This window comes from Bacterioplanoides sp. SCSIO 12839 (assembly GCF_024397975.1).
Taxonomy (GTDB): domain Bacteria; phylum Pseudomonadota; class Gammaproteobacteria; order Pseudomonadales; family Oceanobacteraceae; genus Bacterioplanoides.
The window spans coordinates 994,250-1,020,356 of record NZ_CP073745.1 but is presented as its reverse complement, the minus strand read 5'-3'; the positions used below and the strand labels follow the sequence as shown (position 1 = coordinate 1,020,356).

The following is a 26,107-nucleotide window of genomic DNA, read 5'->3' as shown; positions in this document are numbered from 1 at the left end:
CGGCGAGAGAAAAATATCAATAGCGATATTCTGTCTATATTAAAAACAAATATGCAGCCAATCGGCTGCATATTTTCAAACACTGTTTGCATTAAAGTCTATTAACAGACTCAGGAACCTTAATTCAGCTTGCCGCAACAATGTTTGTATTTTTTACCAGAGCCACATGGACATGGGTCATTACGGCCAACCTTTTGCCCATCACGCGTAAACGGTTGTGCCGTTTCCTCTTCAGCCTTTTCCTGAGGCTTTTCGCCGGTAATGGCTGAAGCTGCTTCGTCATGCTGATAATTCGCCTGTTGCGCTTGCGCTTCAGCCTGAGCACGACGTTGCTCTTCCATTTCACGAACCTCCTCTTCTTCACGCACTTTCACATGAGATAAAATACGGATGGTTTCGTGTTTAATATTTTTCAGCAGTTCCTGGAACAGAGTGAAAGATTCACGTTTATATTCCTGCTTAGGGTTTTTCTGACCATAGCCACGCAGGTGAATCCCCTGACGCAGATGATCCATAGTTGCCAGATGCTCTTTCCATAGGTTATCAAGAATCTGCAGCATCACCTGCTTCTCGAACATACGAATTGGGCCAGCACCCACCGCCGCTTCTTTATCTTCGTACGCTTTCTGGATGCTTTCCAGAATACGTTCTCGTAGCGGCTCTTCATACAGTTTTTCTTCTGTATCCAGCCACTGCTGAACCGGCAGTTCAATATCAAACTCCGCTTTCAGGTGTGCCTCAAGACCAGCGATATCCCATTGCTCGGAGAGACTTTGAGGCGGAATATAGCTATCGATAGCATCTGCCACAACATCCTGACGGATATTAGCGATCACACCCGAAATATCTTCCATCGCCATCAGGTCATTACGTTGCTCGTAAACAACACGGCGCTGATCGTTTGCGACATCATCGTACTCCAGCAGCTGCTTACGAATATCGAAGTTACGGCCTTCCACTTTGCGCTGAGCTTTTTCGACGGCATTGGTGACCATCTTATGTTCGATCGACTCACCGTCCTTCATGCCCAGTGCCTGCATCATGCCGCGCATGCGCTCAGACATAAAGATACGCATCAGGCTGTCTTCCAGCGACAGGAAGAAACGCGTTGAACCGGCATCACCCTGACGACCAGAACGACCACGTAGCTGGTTATCAATACGACGCGATTCATGGCGTTCGGTACCAATGATATGCAAACCACCGGCTTCTAAAATACCATCATGACGAACCTGCCACTCCGAACGGATCTGATCGATCTGTTGTTGTGATGGCTCGTTCAGCTCAGCAACTTCAGCTTCCCAGTTACCACCCAACATAATATCGGTACCACGGCCTGCCATATTGGTCGCAATGGTCACCGCTCCCGGACGACCGGCCTGAGCAATGATCTCAGCTTCACGAGCATTTTCTTTCGCGTTTAATACATTGTGAGGCACTTTCGCTTTTTGCAGTACCTGAGAGATATATTCAGATGATTCAATCGACGCGGTACCCACCAAAACAGGACGTTGTTGTGCAATCACTTCACGAATTTCTTCCACAACCGCATCGTATTTTTCACGCTGAGTGGCATAAATAACATCGTTATAGTCGATACGCTGAATCGGCTTATTGGTTGGAATAACCACAACATCCAACGCATAGATTTGATGAAATTCAAAGGCTTCGGTATCAGCGGTACCCGTCATGCCGCCCAGTTTGTTATATAAGCGGAAGTAGTTCTGGAAAGTCGTCGAAGCCAGTGTTTGGCTCTCGGCCTGGATCTGAACACCTTCTTTAGCTTCAACCGCTTGGTGCAGACCTTCACTCCAGCGACGACCCGGCATGGTACGGCCGGTGTGTTCATCAACGATTACAATCTGACCTTGCTGAACAATATAGTCGACGTTCTTCTGATAAACCGCATGTGCTTTTAAGGCCGCGTGGACATGGTGCAACAAATTCAGATTGGTCGCCGCGTACAGGCTTTCACCTTCTTTCAAAATGCCCGCTTCGGTCAATAATTCTTCAACAAATTCATGGCCTTCTTCGGTCAGCTCAATCGAACGTTGCTTCTCATCAACAATAAAGTGGCCAGAAGCGACAGCTTCACTGCCCTCTTCAACTTCTTCACCTTTTTCCAGCTTCGGAACCAATTCATTAATGGCGCGATACATCTCAGAGCTGTCTTCAGCAGGCCCTGAAATAATCAACGGTGTACGTGCCTCATCAATCAGGATCGAGTCAACTTCGTCGACAATCGCAAAGTTCAGTTTGCGCTGAGCCTTGTCGGCAAGAGAAAACGCCATGTTGTCGCGCAGGTAATCGAAACCGAATTCATTATTCGTACCATATACAACATCGGCCTGATACTGCTCACGTTTTTCAATCGGGTTCTGGCCAGGCACAACGATGCCTACAGACATACCCAAAAATTCAAACAGAGGACGATTCCACTCGGCATCACGGCGAGCCAGGTAATCATTCACAGTAACGACATGAACACCTTCACCTGTCAGGGCATTCAAATAGCTGGGTAATGTTGCGACCAGAGTTTTACCTTCACCGGTACGCATTTCAGCAATGCGGCCTTCATGCAAGGTGATACCACCGATCATTTGCACATCAAAGTGGCGCATCTCCATCACACGCACACTGGCTTCACGACAAACCGCAAAGGCTTCCGGCAATAACTTATCCAGCGCTTCACCGGCTTCGATACGTTGCTTGAATTCTGCAGTTTTGGCTTTTAATTCATCATCTGAAAGTGCCTTCAGGCCTTCTTCCAGAGCATTGATCTGAGCAACAATTTTGCCCATACGTTTAAGTTCACGGCTGTTTTTACTGCCGAAGATCTTACGAAAAAGATTACCGATCATGGTTTTATGATTATCCGAAACTAAATAAAGCGGCGCTGGGCCTGGCGTTATAACACAATTGTGCTACAGGCTACTTATAACCCAGAATAATGACAAGCGTATTGAGCAGAAGAAATTATCGCGGCTTGCGATGAATATAAGCGGCAGGATCGACAGTGCGACCGTTTTTATACACTTCAAAGTGAACATGAGGTCCAGTGGAACGACCGCTGCTGCCCATTAATGCGATGGTATCGCCTTTGCGAACAACGTCACCCACGTTCACTTTTAACTCTTTACAGTGGGCATAGCGCGTCTTGTAGCCATTGCCATGATTGACTTCAACCAGCTTGCCATAGCCATAACGCGGGCCAGACCAGGTTACAACGCCCGAAGCGACCGAAACGATATCAGCGCCCATTTTACCCGCAAAGTCGACACCCGCATGCCAAGCCAAACGACCGGTAAATGGATCGGTACGCTTGCCATAACGAGAAGACATCCAGCCTTTAGTAATCGGACGGCCAGCGACAAAGGTATCTGAACTCAGCTTGTTTGCTGACATCAGATCATCTAAGACTTCCAGCTGCTGCTCACGGCTATCGATTCGTTCAGCCAGCTCATCAAGAACCTGACTGATTTCAGGAGAATGATAAGCTTCACCTAAGCCTGCCATGAGATTGGTATTGGTAATATCCGGGCCACCAACGGCAGGTAATGCGGAGAAGTCGAATTCTTCGGCGTGCAAATCGGAGACATCAACCAAACGCTCACCCAGAGCGTCCAGACGCAACAGCTTACCTTGTAATTCTGCCAGTTTAAGCGTCAGAGCTTCCAGCTCCTGATCGGTTTGCTTACGGATTTGCTGTAACTCCTGGCGCTGCATGTCCAGGTCTCGTTCCCATGCTTTAGCGGCATTTAAATCAAAAATACCTTCATCCGCTAAACGCTCGGCTAACCAATAGCCAGAAGCCCCCATCGCAAACGGCAACGCAAACAGAAAACCAACCATAACCGCCTTAGCAGTACTGCCAAGCGTATAGGTTTTGGACTCTCCGTGACGACGACCAACGATGATAATGTTCATAAATCTTAGGCTTCCCAACTACAGAAGTAGCAGCGTTAAAACAAAAAGCTCTGCTGCAAACACAACAAAGGCCATCTAAGTATGGCCCTTGTGTGCGGATTCTCCATGAAAATCCTGTATCAGTTAGTAAATCATATTTTAGCCGGCTGCGGCAGGACGCATATAAGAAATTGGAGCACCTTCTTCAGCAAACTCTACAAATTCCCAAGCATCTTCTTGCTGAAGCAGTTCGCGCAGCAATAAATTGTTCAGACCATGACCTGACTTATAGCCAACGTATTCACCAATCAGGCTGTGCCCCAGTAAATACAAATCGCCAACAGCATCAAGAATCTTGTGTTTCACGAATTCATCGTCGTAACGCAGACCATCTTCATTAACAACACGGTAGTCATCTACAACAATGGCGTTTTTAACGCTGCCACCCAGAGCCAGGTTCTTAGAACGCATATATTCGATATCTTTAGTAAAACCAAAGGTACGAGCACGGCTGACTTCTTTAACGTAAGATGTTGAAGAAAAGTCCAGGCTGGCTTTCTGAACGCTCTGCTTTAACACAGGATGATCGAAGTCGATTTCAAAGCTGACTTTAAAGCCTTCGTAAGGAATAAAGCTAGCCACTTTATCACCGTCACGAACTTCAACCTTGCGCTTGATACGGATAAAACGCTTTGGAGCGTCTTGTTCAGCAAGACCTGCTGATTGAATCAGAAATACAAACGGACCTGAACTGCCGTCCATGATCGGCACTTCCTGAGCACTCAATTCAACAATGGCATTATCAATGCCCAATCCGGCCATTGCGGATAACAGGTGTTCAACGGTATCAACCTTCGCATGGTCTTTTACCAGCGTGGTAGATAAGGTTGTTTCACCCACACTCAGAGCATTTGCCGGAATATCTACAACCGGATCCAGGTCAACACGACGAAATACAATACCGCTGTTAACCGGTGCAGGCTTCAGCTTCAGGTAGACTTTCTCTCCTGAATGCAAGCCTACGCCAGTCGCGCGGATTGTATTTTTAAGTGTACGTTGCTGAATCATAGAGACATTCCTGCCAATCTTGGGCGTTTTTTAACCAAATTTTAGATGCCGGGATTATAACAGCAAATTGCAAACCTGCCAGAGGTGGTTTGCAATTCGCTACATAATTGGCTCAATCGGCCTGACGGCGTAAGAAGGTAGGGATATCCATGATGCTGTCGTAATTCAGGTCACTGTTTGGGTCTGCCTTTGGAACAGCAGAGCCTTCAGCAGCAACACCGGCAACCGGGCGTTCCTGAACTTCAGCTTTCACCGTGTTATCAACCACAACTTTGGTTTCTGCAGGCACTGGAGCTTCTTCGGCCTGAGCCTGACCTAAACCCGTTGCAACAACAGTGACGCGTAACTCGTCCGACATTTCCGGATCCATTACCGTACCAACAACAACCGTGGCATTATCAGAAGCAAATTCTTCAATGACACCGCCAACTTCACTGAACTCACCCAGTGACAAGTCAAAGCCTGCGGTAACATTAACAAGAATGCCACGAGCACCCTGTAAATCGATATCTTCTAATAATGGGCTACCAATTGCTTTTTCAGCTGCTTCACGCGCACGGTTCTCACCGCTTGCAATGCCAGTACCCATCATTGCCTGACCCATCTCTGACATCACTGTACGAACGTCAGCGAAGTCAACATTGATCATACCCGGGCGAGTAATCAGATCAGCGATTCCCTGTACAGCACCCTGCAGTACATTGTTTGCTTCTTTAAAAGCATCCAGCAATGTCGTGCCACTTCCCATCACAGAAAGCAGTTTTTCATTCGGGATAGTAATCAGTGAATCTACGTTTTCAGCCAGTTGCTTCAGGCCCTGGTCTGCAATTGTCATGCGCTTGCGACCTTCAAACGGGAACGGCTTAGTAACAACCGCTACAGTAAGAATTCCCATTTCTTTGGCAACTTCAGCAACAACAGGTGCACCACCGGTTCCGGTGCCGCCACCCATGCCTGCAGTAATGAACACCATATCGGCGCCCTGCAGAGCTTCTGCAATTCGTTCACGATCTTCCAAAGCGGCCTGTCGGCCAACTTCCGGATTCGCACCAGCACCTAAACCTTTGGTCAGGCCATTACCTAATTGAATAATGGAACGTGAGCCAACATTACGCAGTGCCTGAGAATCTGTATTGGCACATATAAAATCGACACCATCAATGTGGCCATCAACCATATGCTGGACAGCGTTACCGCCACCACCACCAACACCGATCACTTTAATCACGGCATTTTGTTGTAAATCATCTGCTAGCTCGAACATATCCCCTTCTCTTTGTTGAGACATCGCTTTATCTCCTTCCGCGCGCGATTAATATTTAATCTTAAAAATTGCCTTTAATCCAATCTTTTATGCGGGAAAATGCCGATTTTTCATCATTTTTTCCCTGATGTCGTAAAGCCCGGTTTTCCTGCTGTTTTACCGCGTGTAATAACAACCCAACAGAGGTCGAATAAATCGGATTATTAATCACATCCGATAAGCCGGAAACACTGTGCGGACGTGCCAGACGAACCGGCATATGGAATATTTCTTCGGCCAATTCCACCACCCCTTCCATCTTGGCGGTACCGCCGGTCAGAACAATGCCCGCTGCAACCAAATCTTCATATCCGCTGCGGCGCAATTCCGATTGAATTAAAGTAAATAATTCGTCATATCTCGGCTCAACCACTTCAGCCAGCGCTTGTCGTGATAAATCACGCGGCGGCCTGTCACCAACACTCGGCACCTTGATGGTTTCGTCCGCTTTGGCAAGTTGTGTTAAAGCACACGCGTATTTAATTTTAATTTTTTCGGCATGTTGAGTTGGAGTTCGCAACGCCATCGCAATGTCATTGGTTACCTGATCACCGGCAATTGGAATTACCGCAGTGTGGCGAATGGCGCCTTCGGTAAAAATAGCAATATCCGTGGTACCACCACCAATATCCACCATACACACGCCTAATTCGCGTTCATCATCGGTTAATACCGAATAACTGGAGGCTAATTGTTCCAACACCAGATCATCGACTTCCAGCTCACAACGCTCTATACAGCGCTCAATATTCTGCGCCGCATTTACCGCACCGGTAACCAGATGAACTTTTGCCTCCAGGCGCACCCCTGACATGCCAACCGGCTCACGGATTCCTTCCTGAAAATCGACTACGTATTCTTGTGGCAAAACGTGCAAAATACGTTGGTCTTGCGGAATAGCGACGGCCTGAGCTGCATCAATTACGCGCTCAATATCCATATGAGTGACTTCGCGATCGCGCACCGCAACAATACCGTGGGAATTCATCGACTGAATATGACTGCCTGCAATACCGGCATGAACCGAATGAATACGGCACCCTGCCATCAGCTCTGCTTCTTCAACGGCGCGTTTAATCGATTGCACGGTAGAGTCAATATTAACGACGACCCCTTTTTTCAAACCATGGCTCGGACTGGTTCCTAAACCCACAACTTCAATTGCACCGTCTTCACTGACTTCACCAACAACAGCAACAATTTTTGATGTACCGATATCCAGGCCAACGACCATATTTTTCTGTTGTACCTGATTCATGAATCCATCTCCTTAACCGGGTGCCATTCTATTGCGGCCCCCTTGCCATAACGTAAATCAACAGCGACAACCTGCTCTTCAGGCAAGGTATTTAATAATCCATCCAGCCGCTTCATTCTTTCTTCAAAATAATGCCGTCCAAACTCGACCTTCCACGAGTTGGATAATAAAACTGAGATAGAACCCACCTCAGATACTTCTAATTCAACCACACTGACCTGACTTTTTTTTAACATTTGATGCAAGCGACGGTAATTTCTCATGGCTTCATGAGCATACTGAGAACTACCACGCATACGTGCCATTTTTTCGCCACGAACAAAAGCCGGACGCGGCAAAATATCGCCAGACACCGTCAATATTTCTTCACCATTCCAGATCGCCATTGGAATATCTTCATGTACATGAATCACAATGGTTCCTGGCCAGGCTTTTTTTACCCGCTTCACATCAATTAATGGCAAATCATCAACCTGCTGATAAACCTGCTGCAAATCGACTGAAAAAAAACTTTCACGCTTTAACCAGGTTAATTGCTGGGCAATTAAATCTGGCTCCCACAAGCTGAATTGCCCTTCCACTTCAATACTGTTTATTGGCCAACTCTGATACACCCAACGGCCACCCAGCCCCAACAATGTTATTAAAAGTGGAACCATGACCCAAGACACATTAATTTTGGGTAACTGCCACTGTCGTGGTTGTTTTTCCACAACCCGGGTTGCCCCTGTTAATGCACCTTTTTTCATCATTAAGCCTCAGTTGCCCGGGACTTAGCTTGTTGTAACAATTTAATAACCAAATCTGCAAAAGACAATCCGGTTGCCTTAGCTGCCATTGGTACCAGGCTATGGTCTGTCATACCCGGACTGGTATTGGCTTCCAATAACCAGAATTCTCCGGTTTCACCATTTTGCATCACATCGATGCGACCCCAGCCTTCACACCCTAAAAGATCAAATGCCTTTAATGCCAGTTGCTGTAATTCCGTTTCTTTTTCTTCGGTTAAACCACAGGGTAATAAATATTGGGTATCGTTAGCCTGATATTTTGCGTCATAGTCATAAAACTCATGACTGGTCTTTAATTGAATTGCAGGTAATGCGTTATCACCCACAATAGCAACCGTAAACTCAGCACCCGACACCCATTGTTCAGCCAAAACCATCGCATCGTATCGACTGGCAAATTCAAAGCTTTGTTTTAATTCTTCCGCCGTATGAACACGACGCATACCAATACTGGAACCTTCACGCGCCGGTTTAACAATTGCGTTGTGATTTAATAATTCAATAGTCGCCTGCCAATCACACTGGTCATTTAACAGAACAGCTTTCGGAGTTGGTAAATCGGCCGCCTGCCAGATTAATTTAGTTCGCCACTTATCCATCGCTAACGCAGATGCCATCACACCACTGCCGGTATAAGGTTTATCCAACCATTCCAGTACGCCCTGAATGGTACCGTCTTCACCGCCACGGCCATGCAGAGCAATAAAGGCAATATCAAATTCAGCATCCGTTAGCTGAGCAATGGCATGCCCTTGAATATCAATCGCAGTAACGTCCTGTCCGGCTTGTTTTAATGCCTGAAAAACCGCATTACCGCTGTTCAGTGATATCGGGCGCTCAGCGGAATTACCACCCATTAATACTGCAATTTTTCCTAATTCGGTTGCGCTCATCAGGCTTTCTCCTGCTCAGCTAACCACAGCGGCAACTCATTGGTTAATTGCACTGCCAGTGCACCAATATTACCGGCTCCCTGGGTCAGTAATAAATCACCCGGGCGCAATACATTACACAATGGTTGTTTCACCGACTCATCACGTTCAATAAAGACCGGATCAACCGCACCACGCTGGCGAACAGAACCACAAAGCGAGCGCCCGTCAGCACCGGCAATCGGTTTTTCTCCGGCCGGGTAAACATCCATTAATAACAACACATCCGCTTGTGATAACACCCGAACAAAATCTTCGTATAAATCACGGGTACGGCTGTAACGATGAGGCTGAAATAACATCACCAGACGGCGATCAGGAAAACCATTGCGGATCGCTTCTAACGTCACCTCTAATTCACGTGGATGATGGCCATAATCATCCACTAACATGACATTGCCTTCGTGCAGCGGGAATTCGCCACACACCTGAAAACGGCGCCCAACACCTTCAAATTTTTCCAGTGCTGTCTGAATCGCGTTGTCAGCAACGCCTTCATCATCGGCTACTGCAATCGCAGCCAACGCATTCAATACATTATGCTTGCCCGGCATCCGCACACGAATATCAAGATCCGCTTTATCACCAGGACGCTGCACGGTAAAACGGGTAAACATGCCATCCTGAGTTAAATCAACAGCACGATAATCAGCATCATCAGAAAAACCATAAGTAACAAACTGACGACTGACTTTAGGCAAAATGGAACGTACATTGTCATCATCAATACACAATACAGCGAGGCCATAAAATGGCAGATTGTGTAAAAATTCAACAAAGGTATTCTTTAACTTTTCAAAGTCACCGTCATAGGTCGACATATGATCAGCATCAATATTGGTAACGATCGATACCATGGGTTGTAAGTGTAGAAAACTGGCATCGCTTTCGTCCGCTTCCGCAACCAGATAACGGCTACCGCCCAAACGAGCATTGGTACCGGCACTGTTTAATTTTCCACCAATAACAAAGGTTGGATCAAAATTTCCTTCCGCCAGAATCGAAGTCACCAAACTGGTGGTGGTAGTTTTGCCGTGCGTGCCGGCAACGGCAATACCATGACGAAAGCGCATTAATTCAGCCAGCATTTCAGCACGACGAACAATCGGCACCCGGCGCTCTATCGCGGCTTTAATTTCCGGATTGTTTTCATCGATAGCGGTAGATACAACCAATACATCGGCCTGTTCAACATTTTCACTGTCATGACCGATAAATATTTTTGCCCCCATATCAGCCAGACGTTCAGTGGCAACACTGTCGCGCAAATCAGAGCCCGAAACCTGATAGCCCTGATTTAACAATACTTCCGCGATACCGCACATGCCAACACCACCAATACCCACAAAGTGAATACCGCGAATCCGGCGCATCTCCGGAATTAAATGGGTCAGTGTATTTGTTTTAAGACTCACGTTTTAATCTCTCAATATACTTTCAATACAGCCCGCTACCTGAGCAGTCGCATCGGGCTTGGCCAACTGGCGTGCTGTGTCAGCCATTTTCTGTAACACTGTTTTATCCGCCTGATATGCTAACCATTGTGCCGCCAACCACTGAGGTGTTAACTCTTTTTGTTGGCATAACACACCGGCACCACGCTCGGTTAAAAATCCAGCATTTGCGGTTTGATGATCGTCTACGGCAAATGGAAAAGGGACAAAAATTGCGGCTTTACCCGCTGCCGCAATTTCAGACACGGTTAATGCACCGGAACGACACACCACTAAATCAGCCCATTGATAAGCCGCTGCCATATCCTCAATAAAAGCCGTAACCTTTGCTTGGATTCCGGCTTGTTGATAATCCTGCTGCAACGCATCTATATTGCGTTTCCCTGCCTGATGCCATAATTCCGGGCGTTGATTTTCCGGTAGGCCCTGCATAGCTTCAAGCACAGTAGTATTCAACGCAACTGCCCCCAGGCTACCGCCAACAACCAGCACTTTTAACCGTTCAGAATCTGAAGAAATCTGATTACTGATCGCAAAAACATCGCCACGAACCGGGTTACCGGTAACCAAGGCATTGTCCAACGCCCCGGGGAAAGCTTGCAGGCTCTGGTCAGAAATCTTATGCAATAATTTATTGGTCATACCGGCATAGGCATTTTGCTCATGAATAAGCAGAGGAATACCCGCTAATTTTGCCGCTACTCCGCCAGGGCCAGTGGCATAACCACCCATACCCAATACTGCAACCGGTTTAGTTTTGTTAATAATTTTCCGTGCTTGCCAGATGGCTTTGGCGATTAACCATGGTGATTTGATTAATCCCAACTTGCCTTTGCCGCGCAAGCCGGCAATCGTAATGCAATGCAGTGGGTAACCCGCAGCAGGCACCAGATCTTTTTCAATACCATTGGCAGTTCCCAGCCACTGAACATCATAGCCACGTGCTTTCATTTCCTTCGCAACCGCTAATGCAGGAAAGACATGCCCACCGGTTCCACCCGCCATAAAAAGAACGGTTTTAGTCATGATTCCGCTCCTTTTTGCTTTTTTGAGAAGACTTTTCTTTATTACTACGCTTTTTACCAGCCACGGGCTTTTCTTCTTCAACAACTAACGATGGGTTATCAATTTCATGAGCAACACGCATCACAATACCGACCATGGCACAGCAAACCAAAAGACTACTGCCACCATAACTGTAAAACGGCAGTGTCAGCCCTTTTGTTGGCAACAACCCAATATTCACACCCAGATTAATAATGATCTGCAGCGCTAATAACGCGCCAATCCCAAGTGCCACATACGCACCATACAACTGACCTTGTTGTTGCGCCTTCCAGGCTGTATGCCAGATAAAACCAATCAGGCAAGCCAATAAAGCCAGAGCTAGCACACCACCAACCAAACCGGTTTCTTCAGCCCAAATAGCAAAAACAAAATCGGTGTGCGCCTCAGGCAGGTAAAACAATTTTTGTACACTTTCACCTAAACCAACGCCAAACCATTCACCACGACCAAACGCGATGAGTGACTGCGTCAACTGATAACCTGTGCCATAAACATGTTCTGGCGACCAGGGATTTAAGTACGCCATCAACCGTTCAACCCGATAACTTTCAGCCGTCAGCGCAACAGCACTGAGAATCAGGGTAATGGTTAACAACAGGAAAAATTGTCCGGCTTTTACACCACCCAGAAAAAGCTGAACCAATGCTGCTCCCATTAATACAACCACAGCACCAAAATCGGGTTCCATCAGCAATAAAAACACCATGGCACCCAGGATCAGAAACGGTTTAAGGAAACCACTCCAGCTTTGCTGGACTTCATCTTTACGGCGCACCAGGTATCCGGCAATAAAGAATACTGCACTCAGTTTGGCAATTTCTGATGCCTGAATTTTAATAAAACCTAAGTTTAACCAGCGCTGACTACCGTTTACCTCATGGCCAATACCGGGCACAAACACCAGAATGAGTCCCATAAATGCAATCAATAACAACAATGGTTCCACCTGACTCCACCAACGTAATGGAATCTGACTAACAACAAATAGTGCGCTAATGCCCAGCACCAGATACACCACATGACGAATGGCAAAATAATGTTCGTTACCGGTGTAATATTCAGCAATACCAGTAGAGGCCGATGCCACCATCAACCACCCCAGACACATCAGCGCCAACCATGGGAAAAAAAGTCGGCTTCGTGGCTGCCAGCTTAACCGGTCGGTAAATTGTTTGAATGATGTGGATTTTATGGATGCGATCAGCTCAGTCATGTTGCACCTCACTAGCAACATTTACATCCGCACTTGCATCCGTCACCAATTGACGGAAATATTCACCGCGAACAGCATAGTTAGTGAACTGATCGAAACTGGCACAGGCCGGAGACAATAAAATCAGATCTCCTGCTTTCGATTTCTCAAGTGCAACCGCAAAAGCCTGATCCATCGACTCAAAAATGCGGCTTTCACACAAGGCTTTGCCGTCCTGCATAAAGTCTTGCTGAATATTGTTGGCATCACGTCCGTATAACAATATTTCAGCCACATACTGCTGACAGGGCTGAACCAATTCATCAAACCGCTGGCCTTTATCGACACCACCGGCCAACAACCAGATTTTGCCTTTGGCACCCACACCCAAACCATTTACAGCAGCTAAGGTTGATCCCACATTAGTGCCTTTGGAATCGTTGTAACAATCGACACCGTTAAGGTTTCCAACCCACTGACAGCGATGAGCTAGACCCGGAAACTCACGGATAGCAGGTAATGTTTGCTCCAGCTGAATACCCAGTGTTTTACACACAGCATCAACCAGCGCCAGTGCCGCCAATACGTTGGCTAAATTATGTCGACCTTTGATTTTAATTTCATCCGCCGACAACAAACGTTGCTGGTCACAATATAAACAATCAACACCCTGGTGATTTTTCAGGTAAAAACGCGATGCGCCATTACTGCTTAGCGAAAAGGTGATATTGCGAGCTGAATGATCTGGAATTGTTGCCTGATCATCGCTATTAACAACAACATTCTTTGCACCCTGAAAGATACGTTGCTTCGCAGCCAGGTAGTCCTTCATTCCCTGATAACGATCCATATGATCTTCACTCAGGTTCAGAATGGTGGCTACCTCAGCATTCAGATTCGTGGTGGTTTCCAACTGGAAACTGGATAGCTCCAATACATAAATATCGGCTTCCTGTTCATTGGTTAAATCCAACGCTGGCAAACCGATATTACCGCCAACCAGCGCCTTAACACCGCAATGATTCAACATGTCGCCAACCAGTGATGTCACCGTGCTTTTGCCATTGGAACCGGTAATGGCAATAACAGGTTTATTCACATGTTCTTTGAACAACTGAATATCACCAGAAATCGCGACCCCCGCTTCAATTGCCTGCTGAATAGCAGGCTCAGCTAAGGCAACGCCAGGGCTGACAATCAATTCATCATAAGAGGCTAATAAGTCACCTTCTAAATCACCGCAATAAATACGGCTCTGAGGGAATTCCTGCTGAATATCTGCCAGACCCGGCGGCGTTTCACGGCTATCACATAAATCAAATGACCACCCCTGACGCTGCGCAAAGCGTGCACACGACAACCCGGACAAGCCCAGTCCGATAATCATGCGTTTGGTGTTTGCAGCGGTTGCCATTTCAGTGGTTGCCATTTAAATGTCTCAATAACCCATTAACGAATTTTTAATGTTGCCAGACCAATCAGCACCAGAATGATGGTTACAATCCAAAAGCGCACAATCACACGCGGCTCCGGCCAACCTTTTAATTCATAGTGATGATGCAGCGGTGCCATACGGAAGATACGTTTACCGGTTAATTTAAAGGAGGCTACCTGCAAAATAACCGACACAGTTTCAGCAACAAAAATGCCGCCCATAATAAACAGAATGATTTCCTGACGAATAATCACGGCAACAACACCCAACGCCGCACCTAATGCAAGGGAACCCACATCGCCCATAAACACCTGAGCCGGGTAAGTGTTAAACCACAAGAAGCCAATACCCGCTCCAACCATCGCTGCACAAAAAACCACTAACTCACCCGCTCCGGCGATGTATGGAATGTGCAGGTAATCAGCAAAATTTACGTTACCGGCAAGATAAGCACATACGCCCAGCGCTGCCGCCACCATCACGGTTGGCATAATGGCTAAGCCATCTAAGCCGTCGGTTAAGTTCACTGCATTACTGGAACCCACAATCACAAAATAGGTTAATACCACAAACATCAAACCCAGTTGCGGCATCACATCCTTAAAGAAAGGCACCACCAGCTGTGTTTCTTGCGGGCTTTGTGCGGAATAAAATAAATACGCTGCGGCCACCAGGGCAAACATTGATTGCCAGAAATATTTCCAGCGACCTGGCAGGCCTCGTGAGTTTTTCTCCACCACTTTGCGATAGTCGTCGACCCAACCAATAGCACCAAAAAACAATGTGACTAATAACACAACCCAGACAAAACGATTTTCCAGGTCACCCCACAACAGAGTACTGACAGCAATCGACAATAAAATCAGCACACCACCCATGGTTGGTGTACCAGCTTTACTTAAGTGTGATTTTGGGCCAACTTCACGAATTGCCTGACCAATCTGGTATTCGCGTAACTTACGAATCACCACAGGTCCCAATAACATGGACACAATTAAAGCGGTAATTACCGACAAAATCGCCCGTAATGTCAGGTAGTTAATCACACCAAAACCTGTGTGAAATTGTGCTAACCAGTCTCCCAGCCATAGCAACATATCAGTCTTCCTCTTCCCCAATACACAGCGCTTTAACGACTTGATCCATACCAGCGCTACGCGACCCTTTAATCAGCAATACATCGCTTGCCGAGGTCTGTTGTTGTAAATACGTTATCAGCTCATCACGGCTGTTAAACCAGATTCCGTTGGCTTGTGTATCATCCTGATTGATTTCGTCTTGACTGCGGTTAAACCGGGCAACGGTTTTTTTATTGTAATGACCCGTTGCGATCAGGTTTTTAATACCCGCTTGCTGTGCGTAAGCACCAACATCAGCATGAATGTTTTCAGCATCATCACCCAGCTCTGCCATATCCCCCAGTACCAGCCAGCTGTGTTCAGCATTAGCGAGTACATCAACAGCAGCAAAAACAGATGCTGGGCTGGCGTTGTAGCTGTCATCCAGAATACGTTGTTGCTGAGCACCATCACACCAGCGTAAACGACCCGAAAAAGCCTCCGCACTTTCCAGTCCGGCAATAATTTTTTCCATAGGCATAGCCAGCGCAACCGCGGCAGCAACAACCGCCAATGCATTACGCACGTTATGTTCACCTAATAACGGCAAACGCACAGTGTAAGATTCACCCTGCAAACACAGGTTGAATTCGCTGCCATTCAAACCAGTGCGCACGTTATCGGCACGCACATCCGCCTCTGTAGCAAAACCAAAGGTCAGAATATTCAACCCACGCTGTTGTGCTCGTTGGTGCCAGTCAGAGAAATACACATCATCACGATTCAGAATCGCGCAGCCACCCGGTTGAATAAAATCAATTAATTCACCCTTGGTTTTTACAATGCCTTCCAGGCTGCCAAAACCATCGAGGTGCGCTGCACTGGCATTGGTGATAATACCAACCTGCGGTAAAACAAATTGTGCGGTATAGCCAATTTCTTTTAAGCCACTGGCACCCAGCTCAATCATGGCCGCCTGATGTTGCGGCTGAAGCGCCAGTAATGTCAGTGGTGCACCAATGTGATTATTCAGGTTGCCTTGTGTCATCCAGGTATTAAATTGCTGGCTTAACACATTGGCCATTAATTGTTTCACGCTGGTTTTACCGGCACTGCCAGTCACCGCCACCACCGGGCCGGTAAACTGCTGACGCTGATATTGTGCAATTTGACCCAGCGCGAATAAACATTCCGGCACGTTAACCAATGGCAAATCCGGAAAATCGGCACTATCGATGTCTTCGTCTACCAATGCAGCGACTGCACCCGCCGCTTGAGCCTGAGCAATAAAGTGATGGCCGTTAAAACGCTCACCTTTTAATGGAATGTATAAGTCACCGGGCTGAATGGTACGGGTATCAGTGGAAACACCAGATATTTCACAATCGGCTCCCTGAATCAGGCTGCCATTCAGCAAAGCCATCACGTCGGATAAATAAAACGGCTTAAGCATCTTGACCTCCGGCTTTTTGAAACCCGAGGTTCAGCAAGACAGCTTCATCAGAATATGGATGTTTCACACCAGCCACATCCTGATAGTTTTCATGGCCTTTGCCAGCAATAACAACCAATTCAGCGTCGGAATTAACCGCCTCAGCAATGGCCTGAGCTCGATCATGTTGCGTGTGAAATTGCTCACTGCCCTTTGCTGTTAATACATCGGCAAAGATCTGCTGTGGATCTTCTGTGCGAGGGTTATCATCAGTCAGCCAAACATCAGCTCCTGAATTCACTGCCACGTCGGCCATTAAAGAACGCTTACTGCGATCACGATCTCCGCCACAACCAAATACCAAAGCCTGCTGTGCGGCTACACTCTTAAGTGCCTGCATTACATTGGCTAACGCATCCGGTGTATGGGCAAAATCCACGACGGCTAGCTGCGTTACTGCCGACGGAGTGCCGTTATTGATTACACGACGGTATAACGCCATGCGACCATCAACGGCATTCAATGTGGCGGCAGCTGCTAATAGCTCAGAAAAATCAAAACCCTGCAGACACAAGGCAGCAATCGCAGCAACCGCATTTGCCATATTAAAATCACCAATTAATGGCAACTTCACCATACCCTGCCCCCAGGGTGTGGTTAATTCAGACGTCAACCAGCCGGATTGATACACAGGCTGAGAATAAAAAATATCCGAGCCTTCTTTACGACCGTAGGAGTAGACTTTTTCAGCAGCATTTTCTGATTCATTTAATAACCGCTGACCATATTCATCATCGCTATTAATCAGTGCATATTGCAGTGGATAATCACGGAATAATTTGGCTTTTGCGGCAAAGTAACCATCCATATCACCATGATAATCCAGATGATCCTGAGTCAGGTTGGTCATGATAGCGGTATGAAATTCCAGCCCGGTAACCCGGCCTTGCTCTAACCCATGTGACGATACTTCTAACGCGACTAACTCTGCATTCTGTTCAGCCATGGCATACAAAGAACGCTTAACCACAGTAATATCCGGGGTGGTATTACGGGTGGCTTCTAAATCCGGCCAAATACCATTACCCAAGGTACCTATTACACCCGCGTTTTTATTTAACGTCGTGGTTAACTGAGCAATATATTGAGTGACAGAACTTTTGCCATTGGTACCGGTAACCGCAATTAAAGGCATCTGTTTATTTTGTGAGTAGCGTTGCTCCGATAAGGCAACAATTTGCTGTGATAATCCCGGTGCCGAAAAAACCGGAACACCACCATCAACTAACTCATAACCAACACATTCAAACGCAATTTCACCGTCAGCCAGTACCGCAGCCGCACCGTTTTTAACGGCATCCAGAATATGAACCCGACCGTCTTGCTGGCTGCCATGACGGGCAATAAAGACATCCCCGGCAGTCACATCACGGCTATCAATACGAATGTGTTTTATTTCTCGATCCCACTCCGGCGGAATGTAAGGATTCCCCTGAGTTAACTGCGATAATTTCATTGCCACGATGGTCATGCGGCGCCCCCTTTAGCAATCAATTGAGGGGCTGCTTTTTTCTTATTTACCACGATTGTTTTTGTCTTCTGATCATCCGGAGCAACCTGACGCAAACGCAATGCCTGCTCCATAATTCTGGAAAAAACCGGCGCTGCGACTTCACCGCCATAATATTCACGCCCTTGTGGCTCATCGACTACCACTACCAGCACCAGCTCTGGGTCTGAAACCGGCGCAACACCGGCAAAAATGGCGGTGTAAGCAGAATCTTCATAACCGTCACGGCCAACTTTATGCGCGGTACCGGTTTTACCCGCGACCCGGTAGCCTTTAACCATGGCACGACGACCGGTACCTTTTACCGAAATCACCGTTTCCATCATATCCAATACCTGGCGTGCGGTTTTTGCCTTCATCACCCGCTGACATCCCGGGGTATTTTCAGCCGCTTCAAGCATTAATAAACGCACCGCCTGACGACAGCCTTGCTGACTGAAGCTGGTATAAGCCTGCGCCAATTGCAACGGTGTTAATGACAAACCATAACCGTATGACATGGTGGCTAAACGCAAATCATCCATTTGCTCCGGGTACGGTAACGTACCCACCGCTTCGCCCGGAAAACCCAGTACTGATGCGGTACCCATGCCGGCATCGTGGAAAAAACGCCAAATTTTTTCCGCACCCAGGTTATGCGCCAGTTTTGTCACACCCACATTGGAAGATTTGGTAATTACACCGGTAATATCCAGCTCGCCATAATTACGATGGTCACGAATGGTTTTATGTTTAACCCGCATATAACCCGGCGCTGTATTCAGTACCGTCGACGGCGCATAACGGCCAGAATCTAATGCTGCGGCTACCGTAAATGGCTTCATGGTTGAACCCGGCTCAATTAAATCCGCCAGCGCCCGGTTTCGCATATGATTGGCTTTTAATTGTGAGCGGTTATTCGGGTTATAGGATGGCTGGTTCACCAACGCCAACACTTCACCATTACGTGCATCCAGCAACACTGCTGAACCGGATTTGGCATTGTGTGACGTCACTGCGGCTTTTAATTCACGGTACGCCAGATATTGCAAACGAAGATCCAGCGTTAGGTGTAAATCCTTGCCCGGCTGCGGCACATCATTCGCTTCGAGCTGTTTAATAACGTTACCGTATAAATCCTTAACAACCCGGCGCGAACCATTTTGTCCGGATAAATACTCATTAAAAGCCAGCTCAAGCCCCTCTTGTCCCTGACCGTCGATATTCACAATGCCCAGAGTGTGCGCAGTGACTTCAGAGGCCGGGTAATAACGGCGAAAATCATGATCACCGTATACACCACTAACGCCTAAATTTAACACCCGCTGAGCCAGTTCAGGTTCAACCTGACGTTTTAAATAAATAAAAGAGCGGCCTTTTCCGGCCGCTCTCTCTACTTTTTTCAGCAGATTTTTTTTATTAAGCCCGAGCGATTTAGCAAGCTGCGGTACTTGCTGTAAATTAATTTGCTGTGGATTAATCCATAAGGTAACAACCGGCGTGCTAACAGCCAGTGGCCGACCATGACGATCAACAATTTTTCCCCGGCTGGCAGGTTGTAATTCTGAACGTACAGTACGCTTTTCGCCCTGCTCAAATAAGAACGGCTGGTCAACCGTATGCAGCATGACCAACCGAACCAGCACCGCCAACAACAACGCGGCAAACACTGCCATCACCAGCGCAAAGCGCCAGCGGGCAATTCCGCTTGTTGTGGGTTGGGGTTCGGTTGTCATGCTTGCAAAAACCTCTTAAATAAATGGAACGTTTCTGTTTTAAAGTTGCCAGACTTGTACGTCTTGCGCTTCTGTCATATTGAGTTGCTTACGTGCTTGCTGATCAATTCGTCCGTGTGCGGTTAACGTGCTGATTTCCAGCAATAAACGCGTGTGTTCCTGTAACAACTCCAGGCGCTGCTGATCCAGCTGTTGCCACTGCGCTAATAAACCGCGGTGTTTATGTACCTGAGAAATCTGCAAAGCCGCAATAACCACAACCAGCAACCACAACATCCAGGGCAACACAGACAAACTTCGCTTTAGCCAGATATCCTGATCGGCCATTTGTTCAGCATCCATGCTTGCGCCTATTGTTTGTTTAAACGCTCAGCCACCCGCAATACCGCACTACGGGAGCGGGCATTGCGCTCAATTTCTTCTTTGGTTGGCATAATCGCTTTACCAACTCGCTTCATGGTTTTGCCCAACTGATCATCCGTTAGGGGAATACCCACCGGGACATCCTTGCCTTTTTCCTGGGCACGAATGAATCGCTTCACCATACGATCTTCCAGCGAATGGAAACTGATCACTGCCAGATGACCGCCAGAAGCCAATAATTCGACCGATTCACCCAGTACATTTTCCAGATCACCCAGCTCATTATTCACCGCGATTCGAATCGCCTGAAACGCACGGGTTGCCGGATGCTTATGACGCTCCCAGTTCGGGTTCGCCGCTTTTACAATTTCAGCCAATCGTAAGGTAGTGGTAATCGGTTCTTCGGCTTGTGCTTTTTTCAACCAATTAGCAATGCGTTTACCGTAACGCTCCTCGCCGTATTCTTTTAATACCCGGGCGATTTCCTTTTCCGGGGTTTGCTCTAGCCATTCAGCGGCGCTGATTCCGGCATCCGGATTCATACGCATATCCAAAGGGCCGTCACGTAAAAAGCTGAAACCACGTTCAGCATCGTCAAGCTGGGGAGAGGACACTCCCAGATCGAGCAAAATCCCGTCTACCTCAGAAATACCTAAGCGCGCTAATTCGGTTTTCATCTCGGCGAAACTGGACTGCACAATCTGAAAGCGACTGTCTTCCTGCTCTAACGCTTTGCCCGACTCAATCGCCAATGGATCTTTATCAAACCCAATCAAACGACCGTTATCGGATAACTTGCTTAACAACAAACGGCTGTGACCACCACGGCCAAAGGTTCCGTCAACATACACACCATCTGGATTGGTCACGCAACCGTCGACGGTTTCTTCCAGCAATACCGTGGTATGTAAAAAATCTTCTAAATTTGTGCCTTGTAAACTCATAACGACAAGCTCTGTAATTCATCCGGTAGCTGATCTGGCTGGCTCACCATATCCAGGTAGTCATCTCGACGGCTTTCCCATTGAGCTTTGCTCCACAGTTCCAGCTTTTTGCCCTGACCAACCAGCACACTTTCTTTTTCTAAACCGGCGTATTCCCGCAAAGGTTGCGGTAACAGCACTCGTCCACTGCCGTCCAGTTCCAGATCCGTTGCATGACCAATCAGCAAACGCTGAATACGACGGGCAACCGGGTTAAAACTGGGCAGCGCTTCAATTTTTTTCTGAATCTCTTCCCACTCATTAATGGGATACACCAACAAACAGCGCTCTTCGGTATCAATGGTGGCTACCAAACGGGCACCACAGAGCTCGGCCAGCGGTTCCCGATATTTGGTCGGGATCGCCAGACGCCCTTTAGCATCCAGATTGATCGTATGTAGCCCCCGAAACATATGCCTTCCGTTGTGACCTTCTGTTTATAAATTGGGTAATTCTTATTTTGCAGCGATAGTAAGCACTAACACCAGGTGTTTTACCCCGGTAATTCCATGAATCTCCACTGCAGCTTAAAGAGACTCCACAATTACCCACTATCATCCACATAACTACACTATAGGAAGCACCTATGCCTTTTGCAAGCCAGCTACCATGCTGTTATTGCAGAATTTTGCTTTATTTCACAATGACTTAGCTAAGTGGGAGAGAATGGTGGGAATTTGTGGAGGGTAAAATCTGAACAGACTGTTCCATCTAAGACGCAAAGTTAAAGTAACTTCTTAAGTTAGTGACCACCAACTCGATGATATATAAAATTTTGCTATATGAAGTGAATACTAACTTTACGATCGAGCATTTATGTAAGTAATTACCAACAACCAAGCCATAACACGGCTCTGCACGGGCATCCCCTCCTCCGACTTCCGCCGATCCACCAAGCTGGTTTATGATGCCGTTCACGCTAACTCTCGACCTCCGAGCAACTTTATACAACTTACCCTCAGACTATGAATATTCAGGCAATTCAGGCGGCCTCTCAAAAGCTGCGCGATAACAAACTCTTCGAACTGTTTGTGGTGTCCGTCATCATCATTTCAGCATTGCTGATTGGCGCCAAAACCTACGTCATCCCAGAGAAGATACTGCAAGTCGTGCTATGGCTGGATGCCAGTATCACCGTGATCTTCCTGTTTGAGATCATCGTGCGGTTTATTGCCGAGCCAAATAAAAAGCGCTTCTTCCATAATGGCTGGAACGTGTTTGACACTCTGGTAGTGGTGGTCAGCCTGATTCCGATTGAAAACAGCGATATGGCACTGATTGGCCGATTGGTACGGATATTCCGGGTATTGCGGATGGTATCGATCATTCCGGAGCTGCGCACCCTGCTGAACTCACTGCTGCGGGCGCTGCCGCAACTGGGTTATGTCCTGCTGCTGATGTTTATCATCTTCTATATCTACGCCGCCGTAGGCTCGACCTTCTTTGCTCAGATCAATCCTGAGCTATGGGGCGATATCTCTATTTCATTACTGACGCTGTTCCGGGTGATGACCTTTGAAGATTGGACCGATGTGATGTACGAAACCATGGGCACCTACCCGCTATCGTGGATTTATTACCTCACCTTTATCTTTCTGACCGCATTCGCCTTCCTCAATATGGTGATTGGTATCGTCGTGAATGTGCTGGAAGATGAACACGCCCGCGAGCGTGCGGAACAAGAGGAGGCCGAAGGCAAAGCGACCATTGAAGACTTACAGGCTGAAATTCAGGAGTTGAAGCAGCTGATTATTCAGCAGCAGAAGTAAGCAAGGTACTCGTATAGCGATTTCTTCTTTACTGGCCTCAGCGGTCAAAAATATTGGCCGCTAAAGTCACTACCGCTGCGCACTGATCGGGTATAGTGAGTACCATCACTCTAATAATAAAACCTACAAGGTACTCCTATGAAGCTGATCAAATGCGCTCTGGCGGTGGCATTAACCGCCAGTTTTTCTTTCTCTCAAGCGGCTGACATTGTCAATCCTCAAATCACCGATGGTGCTGACCAACATACTGCACATAATCCTCATGCCAAGCCAAAACCCGACGGTGCCCGTGATGTGATTGTGGTGGGCAACAACTGGGATGGCACCATTGATATTTACGACCCCCACACCTTTCAGCGTATTAAAAAACTCAATGCCGTACCGGATAAAGCCGAACGTCTGGAGGAACTGAATGGCAGCATCAAGCGCTGGATCACTTCAACCTTTATTAAAGAAGTGATTGGTGAAGGCAATCATCAGATGGTTGACGATATGTTTACCTCCAACGATGGCCGCTATCTGTTTATTTCCCGCCCCAGCTTTGCCGATGTGGTTGCTCTGGATGTGAACAGCGGTGAAATCAAATGGCGCACGCCCATCGAAGGCTCCCGCTCCGATCATGCAGCGATTTCACCCGATGGCAAAACCTTTCTGGTGTCTGCATCCACCGCACGTAAAGTCCACGCGATTGATACTGAAACCGGGGCCATTAAAGGTGGCTTTGAATCCGGTGATCAGCCCCATGAAAATACCTATTCTGCCGATGGCAAACTGATTTACCACGCCAGCATCGGCAAGGTTTATGTGCCTTTTACCACGTCCTGGCTAGATTGGATTAAAGGCGACCGCTATTTTCAGGTGGTGGATGCTGAAACGTACGAAGTCCTGCAACAAGTGGATATGGGAGAGAAGCTGGAAGAATTTGGTTTCCCATGGGTAGACAGTGCAGTGCGCCCTATGGCCGTCGCACCTGACGGAAAATTTGTTTATCTGCAGGTATCGTTTTACCACGGCTTTTTTGAATACGATATAGAACAACAAAAAGTAACTCGCCGTATCGAGTTGCCGGTTCCACAAGTGATTGCTGAAATGAGCACCCGCGATTATCAATTAAATTCTGCCCATCACGGCTTAGCCATGAACAGCAGTGGCGATAAATTATGCGTCGCGGGCACTATGTCGGGTTATGCCGCCATTGTTGAGCGCGATAGTTTTGAATACAAAACTGTTTCGCTGATGAAAGAGCACCCACTGGATGCCAAGCCATATTGGTCAACTGAAAGTGCCGATGGTAAACATTGTTATGTATCGGTGAGCCAGCAGGATCGTGTGTCGGTTATTTCATTTGAAACAGCAAAAGAAGTCGCCAGCTTCCCGGTGGGTGATCACCCTCAACGTATTCGTACCGGTCATTTGGTGATTGAACAACCGGATGATTTAGCGTTGGCTCAGTAATCATAACCTGTAGTTTTTAGCTAAAAAGCAAAGCACCAGACTCGCAGAGCCTGGTGCTTTTCTCATTCTAAACGCGGTCTTTGGTTAAGATGGGAAAGTAAACATAACAAAATAATGAAAAGGCGATGCCCCAACACACAACTGAAAGATTCCACCCCCATAACGCGAGTTGAAACATGGGAAAAAGGAAACGAATAAGCGCAGCGATAAAAATCAGAGCAAACGCGATACTGATTAATCGACTGGCAACCAGTGGCCTGCCGGTATGCCCTAATGACACCCGCGCAATCATCGCCAAAATCATACCACCTAAAGTGCCTACGGTTATCAGGTGAAAGGCATCGCCACTGCGGATGATAGGTGATGCCTCACTGATAAAAACGGCTATTAGCCCCATAGCCAGAAAACAGTACGAAAGGTGTAACGACCACAACAACGGAATATAAATGGTCTTCAAAGGCTGCCAATGTGATTGCCGATAAATGTGCAGAATACCAACCAGAAACACTAACCATTCAACGCCAAGGTCGGAAATTTCTCTGATCCAACCACTGAATAAATAACTACTGGCTGCAATAAACGATAACAACACTAACACCTGATCAAGACGAGGAGTTGGTTTAATATCGGTTTCCACTCCTGCCATACGACAGCCGTTACGGGTAAACATAGGAATAACCCGGCCGGATATAACAGTGATTATCACACAAAAAAATAAAATAACACTTTTGCTGATATGTAGAGCTTCGTTAAAAAAACCACCGTAAGACAGGTGAATAAATAATAGATTTAATCCAGTAATAATGGCCAACAATGGAATAATAAAATAGTTTCTCTGATTGACAGAACGTATTAACAAGCGGCTAAAGCAACTAATAACAATCAGCCACCAACTAGCTTGCAGCAACAAAATTGCCAATATCAATACCTTGTTCACAGCCCACCAAGGCTGCCAGATCAATAGCCGGATCAGTAACCAGATAACCACCAGTAACATCAGGCTTTTACCATGCAGACTACGCAACCCGGTCCAGGTTTGCACCGCGGTTAATAAAAAGGCGGCGGCAATTGTTAATGCAAACCCAAAGATCATTTCGTGAATGTGCCATAACACCGGGCTGAAAACCGGCTGCCAGGGAGACCAGGAATTTAATATGCCCATCCAAGCCACCAAGGCTAAAACGGAGACAATACTAGCAAGTAAAAAAAGCGGCCGAAAAGCCAGATGCCAAAGCGGTGCATCAGGATGAAATGGCTTCAAGCGGAAGTCAGGAAACATTTGATCAGTCTCACACTCAATCGTATCAATCCAACTGCGAATTCCATGCCAGACTATTTTTTCTTATATTTCAATG

General features: G+C 47.1%; 21 protein-coding genes. 2 read left to right on the top strand and 19 right to left on the bottom strand.

The window, feature by feature from the left end:
- Nucleotides 1–119 precede the first annotated feature (119 nt).
- From secA to mraZ, 18 genes are all read right to left on the bottom strand, one after another.
- Complete coding sequence (secA, locus tag KFF03_RS04715; RefSeq protein ID WP_255859239.1) at nt 120–2,861, bottom strand: preprotein translocase subunit SecA; 2,742 nt, start codon at nt 2,859–2,861, stop codon at nt 120–122.
- 115 nt (nt 2,862–2,976) lie between these two features.
- A complete protein-coding gene (locus KFF03_RS04710) occupies nt 2,977–3,927 on the bottom strand; it encodes a M23 family metallopeptidase (protein WP_255859237.1) in 951 nt (316 codons plus the stop codon).
- 138 nt (nt 3,928–4,065) lie between these two features.
- Nucleotides 4,066–4,974: a UDP-3-O-acyl-N-acetylglucosamine deacetylase gene (lpxC, locus tag KFF03_RS04705; RefSeq protein ID WP_255859235.1), complete on the bottom strand. Its 909-nt coding sequence runs from the start codon at nt 4,972–4,974 to the stop codon at nt 4,066–4,068.
- A 112-nt stretch (nt 4,975–5,086) separates the two neighbouring features.
- A complete protein-coding gene (ftsZ, locus tag KFF03_RS04700; protein ID WP_255859233.1) occupies nt 5,087–6,238 on the bottom strand; it encodes a cell division protein FtsZ in 1,152 nt (383 codons plus the stop codon).
- 61 nt (nt 6,239–6,299) lie between these two features.
- On the bottom strand, nt 6,300–7,535 hold the full coding sequence (gene ftsA / locus KFF03_RS04695; protein WP_255859231.1) for a cell division protein FtsA: 1,236 nt from the start codon (nt 7,533–7,535) through the stop codon (nt 6,300–6,302).
- On the bottom strand, nt 7,532–8,287 hold the full coding sequence (locus KFF03_RS04690) for a cell division protein FtsQ/DivIB (protein WP_255859229.1): 756 nt from the start codon (nt 8,285–8,287) through the stop codon (nt 7,532–7,534). The genes ftsA and KFF03_RS04690 overlap by 4 nt, the downstream gene beginning before the upstream one ends.
- Nucleotides 8,287–9,219 carry a D-alanine--D-alanine ligase gene (locus tag KFF03_RS04685; RefSeq protein WP_255859227.1) on the bottom strand — a complete coding sequence of 311 codons (933 nt, stop codon included), beginning with the start codon at nt 9,217–9,219 and terminating at the stop codon, nt 8,287–8,289. The genes KFF03_RS04690 and KFF03_RS04685 overlap by 1 nt, the downstream gene beginning before the upstream one ends.
- Nucleotides 9,219–10,631, bottom strand: coding sequence for a UDP-N-acetylmuramate--L-alanine ligase (gene murC / locus KFF03_RS04680; RefSeq protein WP_255860833.1), 1,413 nt, complete (start codon nt 10,629–10,631; stop codon nt 9,219–9,221). The genes KFF03_RS04685 and murC overlap by 1 nt, the downstream gene beginning before the upstream one ends.
- Before the next feature lie 45 nt (nt 10,632–10,676).
- Nucleotides 10,677–11,738, bottom strand: a complete 1,062-nt coding sequence (gene murG, locus KFF03_RS04675) for an undecaprenyldiphospho-muramoylpentapeptide beta-N-acetylglucosaminyltransferase (protein ID WP_255859225.1) — start codon at nt 11,736–11,738, stop codon at nt 10,677–10,679.
- Nucleotides 11,731–12,993, bottom strand: a complete 1,263-nt coding sequence (gene ftsW / locus KFF03_RS04670; protein WP_255859223.1) for a putative lipid II flippase FtsW — start codon at nt 12,991–12,993, stop codon at nt 11,731–11,733. Before ftsW ends, murG begins: the two co-directional genes overlap by 8 nt.
- Complete coding sequence (gene murD / locus KFF03_RS04665; protein WP_255859221.1) at nt 12,986–14,401, bottom strand: UDP-N-acetylmuramoyl-L-alanine--D-glutamate ligase; 1,416 nt, start codon at nt 14,399–14,401, stop codon at nt 12,986–12,988. Before murD ends, ftsW begins: the two co-directional genes overlap by 8 nt.
- Nucleotides 14,402–14,421: 20 nt before the next feature.
- On the bottom strand, nt 14,422–15,504 hold the full coding sequence (gene mraY, locus KFF03_RS04660; protein ID WP_255859219.1) for a phospho-N-acetylmuramoyl-pentapeptide-transferase: 1,083 nt from the start codon (nt 15,502–15,504) through the stop codon (nt 14,422–14,424).
- 1 nt (nt 15,505) lies between these two features.
- Nucleotides 15,506–16,918, bottom strand: a complete 1,413-nt coding sequence (gene murF / locus KFF03_RS04655) for a UDP-N-acetylmuramoyl-tripeptide--D-alanyl-D-alanine ligase (protein WP_255859217.1) — start codon at nt 16,916–16,918, stop codon at nt 15,506–15,508.
- Nucleotides 16,911–18,428, bottom strand: a complete 1,518-nt coding sequence (locus KFF03_RS04650) for a UDP-N-acetylmuramoyl-L-alanyl-D-glutamate--2,6-diaminopimelate ligase (protein WP_255859215.1) — start codon at nt 18,426–18,428, stop codon at nt 16,911–16,913. The genes murF and KFF03_RS04650 overlap by 8 nt, the downstream gene beginning before the upstream one ends.
- Nucleotides 18,425–20,182, bottom strand: coding sequence for a penicillin-binding protein 2 (locus tag KFF03_RS04645; RefSeq protein ID WP_255859213.1), 1,758 nt, complete (start codon nt 20,180–20,182; stop codon nt 18,425–18,427). The genes KFF03_RS04650 and KFF03_RS04645 overlap by 4 nt, the downstream gene beginning before the upstream one ends.
- Before the next feature lie 39 nt (nt 20,183–20,221).
- Nucleotides 20,222–20,524 carry a cell division protein FtsL gene (ftsL, locus tag KFF03_RS04640; RefSeq protein WP_255859211.1) on the bottom strand — a complete coding sequence of 101 codons (303 nt, stop codon included), beginning with the start codon at nt 20,522–20,524 and terminating at the stop codon, nt 20,222–20,224.
- Nucleotides 20,525–20,532: 8 nt separating this feature from the next.
- Nucleotides 20,533–21,489, bottom strand: coding sequence for a 16S rRNA (cytosine(1402)-N(4))-methyltransferase RsmH (gene rsmH, locus KFF03_RS04635; protein ID WP_255859209.1), 957 nt, complete (start codon nt 21,487–21,489; stop codon nt 20,533–20,535).
- Nucleotides 21,486–21,941 (bottom strand): division/cell wall cluster transcriptional repressor MraZ, encoded by a 456-nt coding sequence (mraZ, locus tag KFF03_RS04630; protein ID WP_255859207.1) that lies wholly within the window; start codon nt 21,939–21,941, stop codon nt 21,486–21,488. Before mraZ ends, rsmH begins: the two co-directional genes overlap by 4 nt.
- Before the next feature lie 552 nt (nt 21,942–22,493).
- On the opposite strand from mraZ, the gene KFF03_RS04625 reads away from it, so the two are divergent.
- The gene (locus KFF03_RS04625) at nt 22,494–23,297 is read left to right on the top strand and encodes an ion transporter (protein WP_255859205.1); all 804 of its coding nucleotides are present in this window, start codon (nt 22,494–22,496) and stop codon (nt 23,295–23,297) included.
- A 138-nt stretch (nt 23,298–23,435) separates the two neighbouring features.
- On the top strand, nt 23,436–24,752 hold the full coding sequence (locus KFF03_RS04620) for a YncE family protein (protein ID WP_255859203.1): 1,317 nt from the start codon (nt 23,436–23,438) through the stop codon (nt 24,750–24,752).
- Between the two features lie 67 nt (nt 24,753–24,819).
- Here the strand turns inward: KFF03_RS04620 and KFF03_RS04615 are convergent, their stop codons facing one another.
- Nucleotides 24,820–26,031 (bottom strand): NnrS family protein, encoded by a 1,212-nt coding sequence (locus KFF03_RS04615; protein ID WP_255859201.1) that lies wholly within the window; start codon nt 26,029–26,031, stop codon nt 24,820–24,822.
- Between the last annotated feature and the right edge of the window lie 76 nt (nt 26,032–26,107).

Bases quoted from the DNA above. Each gene is read 5' to 3' on its own strand.
- secA (WP_255859239.1), bottom strand. From the start codon at position 2,861: ATGATCGGTAATCTTTTTCGTAAGATCTTCGGCAGTAAAAACAGCCGT.
- KFF03_RS04710 (WP_255859237.1), bottom strand. From the start codon at position 3,927: ATGAACATTATCATCGTTGGTCGTCGTCACGGAGAGTCCAAAACCTAT.
- lpxC (WP_255859235.1), bottom strand. From the start codon at position 4,974: ATGATTCAGCAACGTACACTTAAAAATACAATCCGCGCGACTGGCGTA.
- ftsZ (WP_255859233.1), bottom strand. From the start codon at position 6,238: ATGTTCGAGCTAGCAGATGATTTACAACAAAATGCCGTGATTAAAGTG.
- ftsA (WP_255859231.1), bottom strand. From the start codon at position 7,535: ATGAATCAGGTACAACAGAAAAATATGGTCGTTGGCCTGGATATCGGT.
- KFF03_RS04690 (WP_255859229.1), bottom strand. From the start codon at position 8,287: ATGATGAAAAAAGGTGCATTAACAGGGGCAACCCGGGTTGTGGAAAAA.
- KFF03_RS04685 (WP_255859227.1), bottom strand. From the start codon at position 9,219: ATGAGCGCAACCGAATTAGGAAAAATTGCAGTATTAATGGGTGGTAAT.
- murC (WP_255860833.1), bottom strand. From the start codon at position 10,631: ATGCGCCGGATTCGCGGTATTCACTTTGTGGGTATTGGTGGTGTTGGC.
- murG (WP_255859225.1), bottom strand. From the start codon at position 11,738: ATGACTAAAACCGTTCTTTTTATGGCGGGTGGAACCGGTGGGCATGTC.
- ftsW (WP_255859223.1), bottom strand. From the start codon at position 12,993: ATGACTGAGCTGATCGCATCCATAAAATCCACATCATTCAAACAATTT.
- murD (WP_255859221.1), bottom strand. From the start codon at position 14,401: ATGGCAACCACTGAAATGGCAACCGCTGCAAACACCAAACGCATGATT.
- mraY (WP_255859219.1), bottom strand. From the start codon at position 15,504: ATGTTGCTATGGCTGGGAGACTGGTTAGCACAATTTCACACAGGTTTT.
- murF (WP_255859217.1), bottom strand. From the start codon at position 16,918: ATGCTTAAGCCGTTTTATTTATCCGACGTGATGGCTTTGCTGAATGGC.
- KFF03_RS04650 (WP_255859215.1), bottom strand. From the start codon at position 18,428: ATGACCATCGTGGCAATGAAATTATCGCAGTTAACTCAGGGGAATCCT.
- KFF03_RS04645 (WP_255859213.1), bottom strand. From the start codon at position 20,182: ATGACAACCGAACCCCAACCCACAACAAGCGGAATTGCCCGCTGGCGC.
- ftsL (WP_255859211.1), bottom strand. From the start codon at position 20,524: ATGGATGCTGAACAAATGGCCGATCAGGATATCTGGCTAAAGCGAAGT.
- rsmH (WP_255859209.1), bottom strand. From the start codon at position 21,489: ATGAGTTTACAAGGCACAAATTTAGAAGATTTTTTACATACCACGGTA.
- mraZ (WP_255859207.1), bottom strand. From the start codon at position 21,941: ATGTTTCGGGGGCTACATACGATCAATCTGGATGCTAAAGGGCGTCTG.
- KFF03_RS04625 (WP_255859205.1), top strand. From the start codon at position 22,494: ATGAATATTCAGGCAATTCAGGCGGCCTCTCAAAAGCTGCGCGATAAC.
- KFF03_RS04620 (WP_255859203.1), top strand. From the start codon at position 23,436: ATGAAGCTGATCAAATGCGCTCTGGCGGTGGCATTAACCGCCAGTTTT.
- KFF03_RS04615 (WP_255859201.1), bottom strand. From the start codon at position 26,031: ATGTTTCCTGACTTCCGCTTGAAGCCATTTCATCCTGATGCACCGCTT.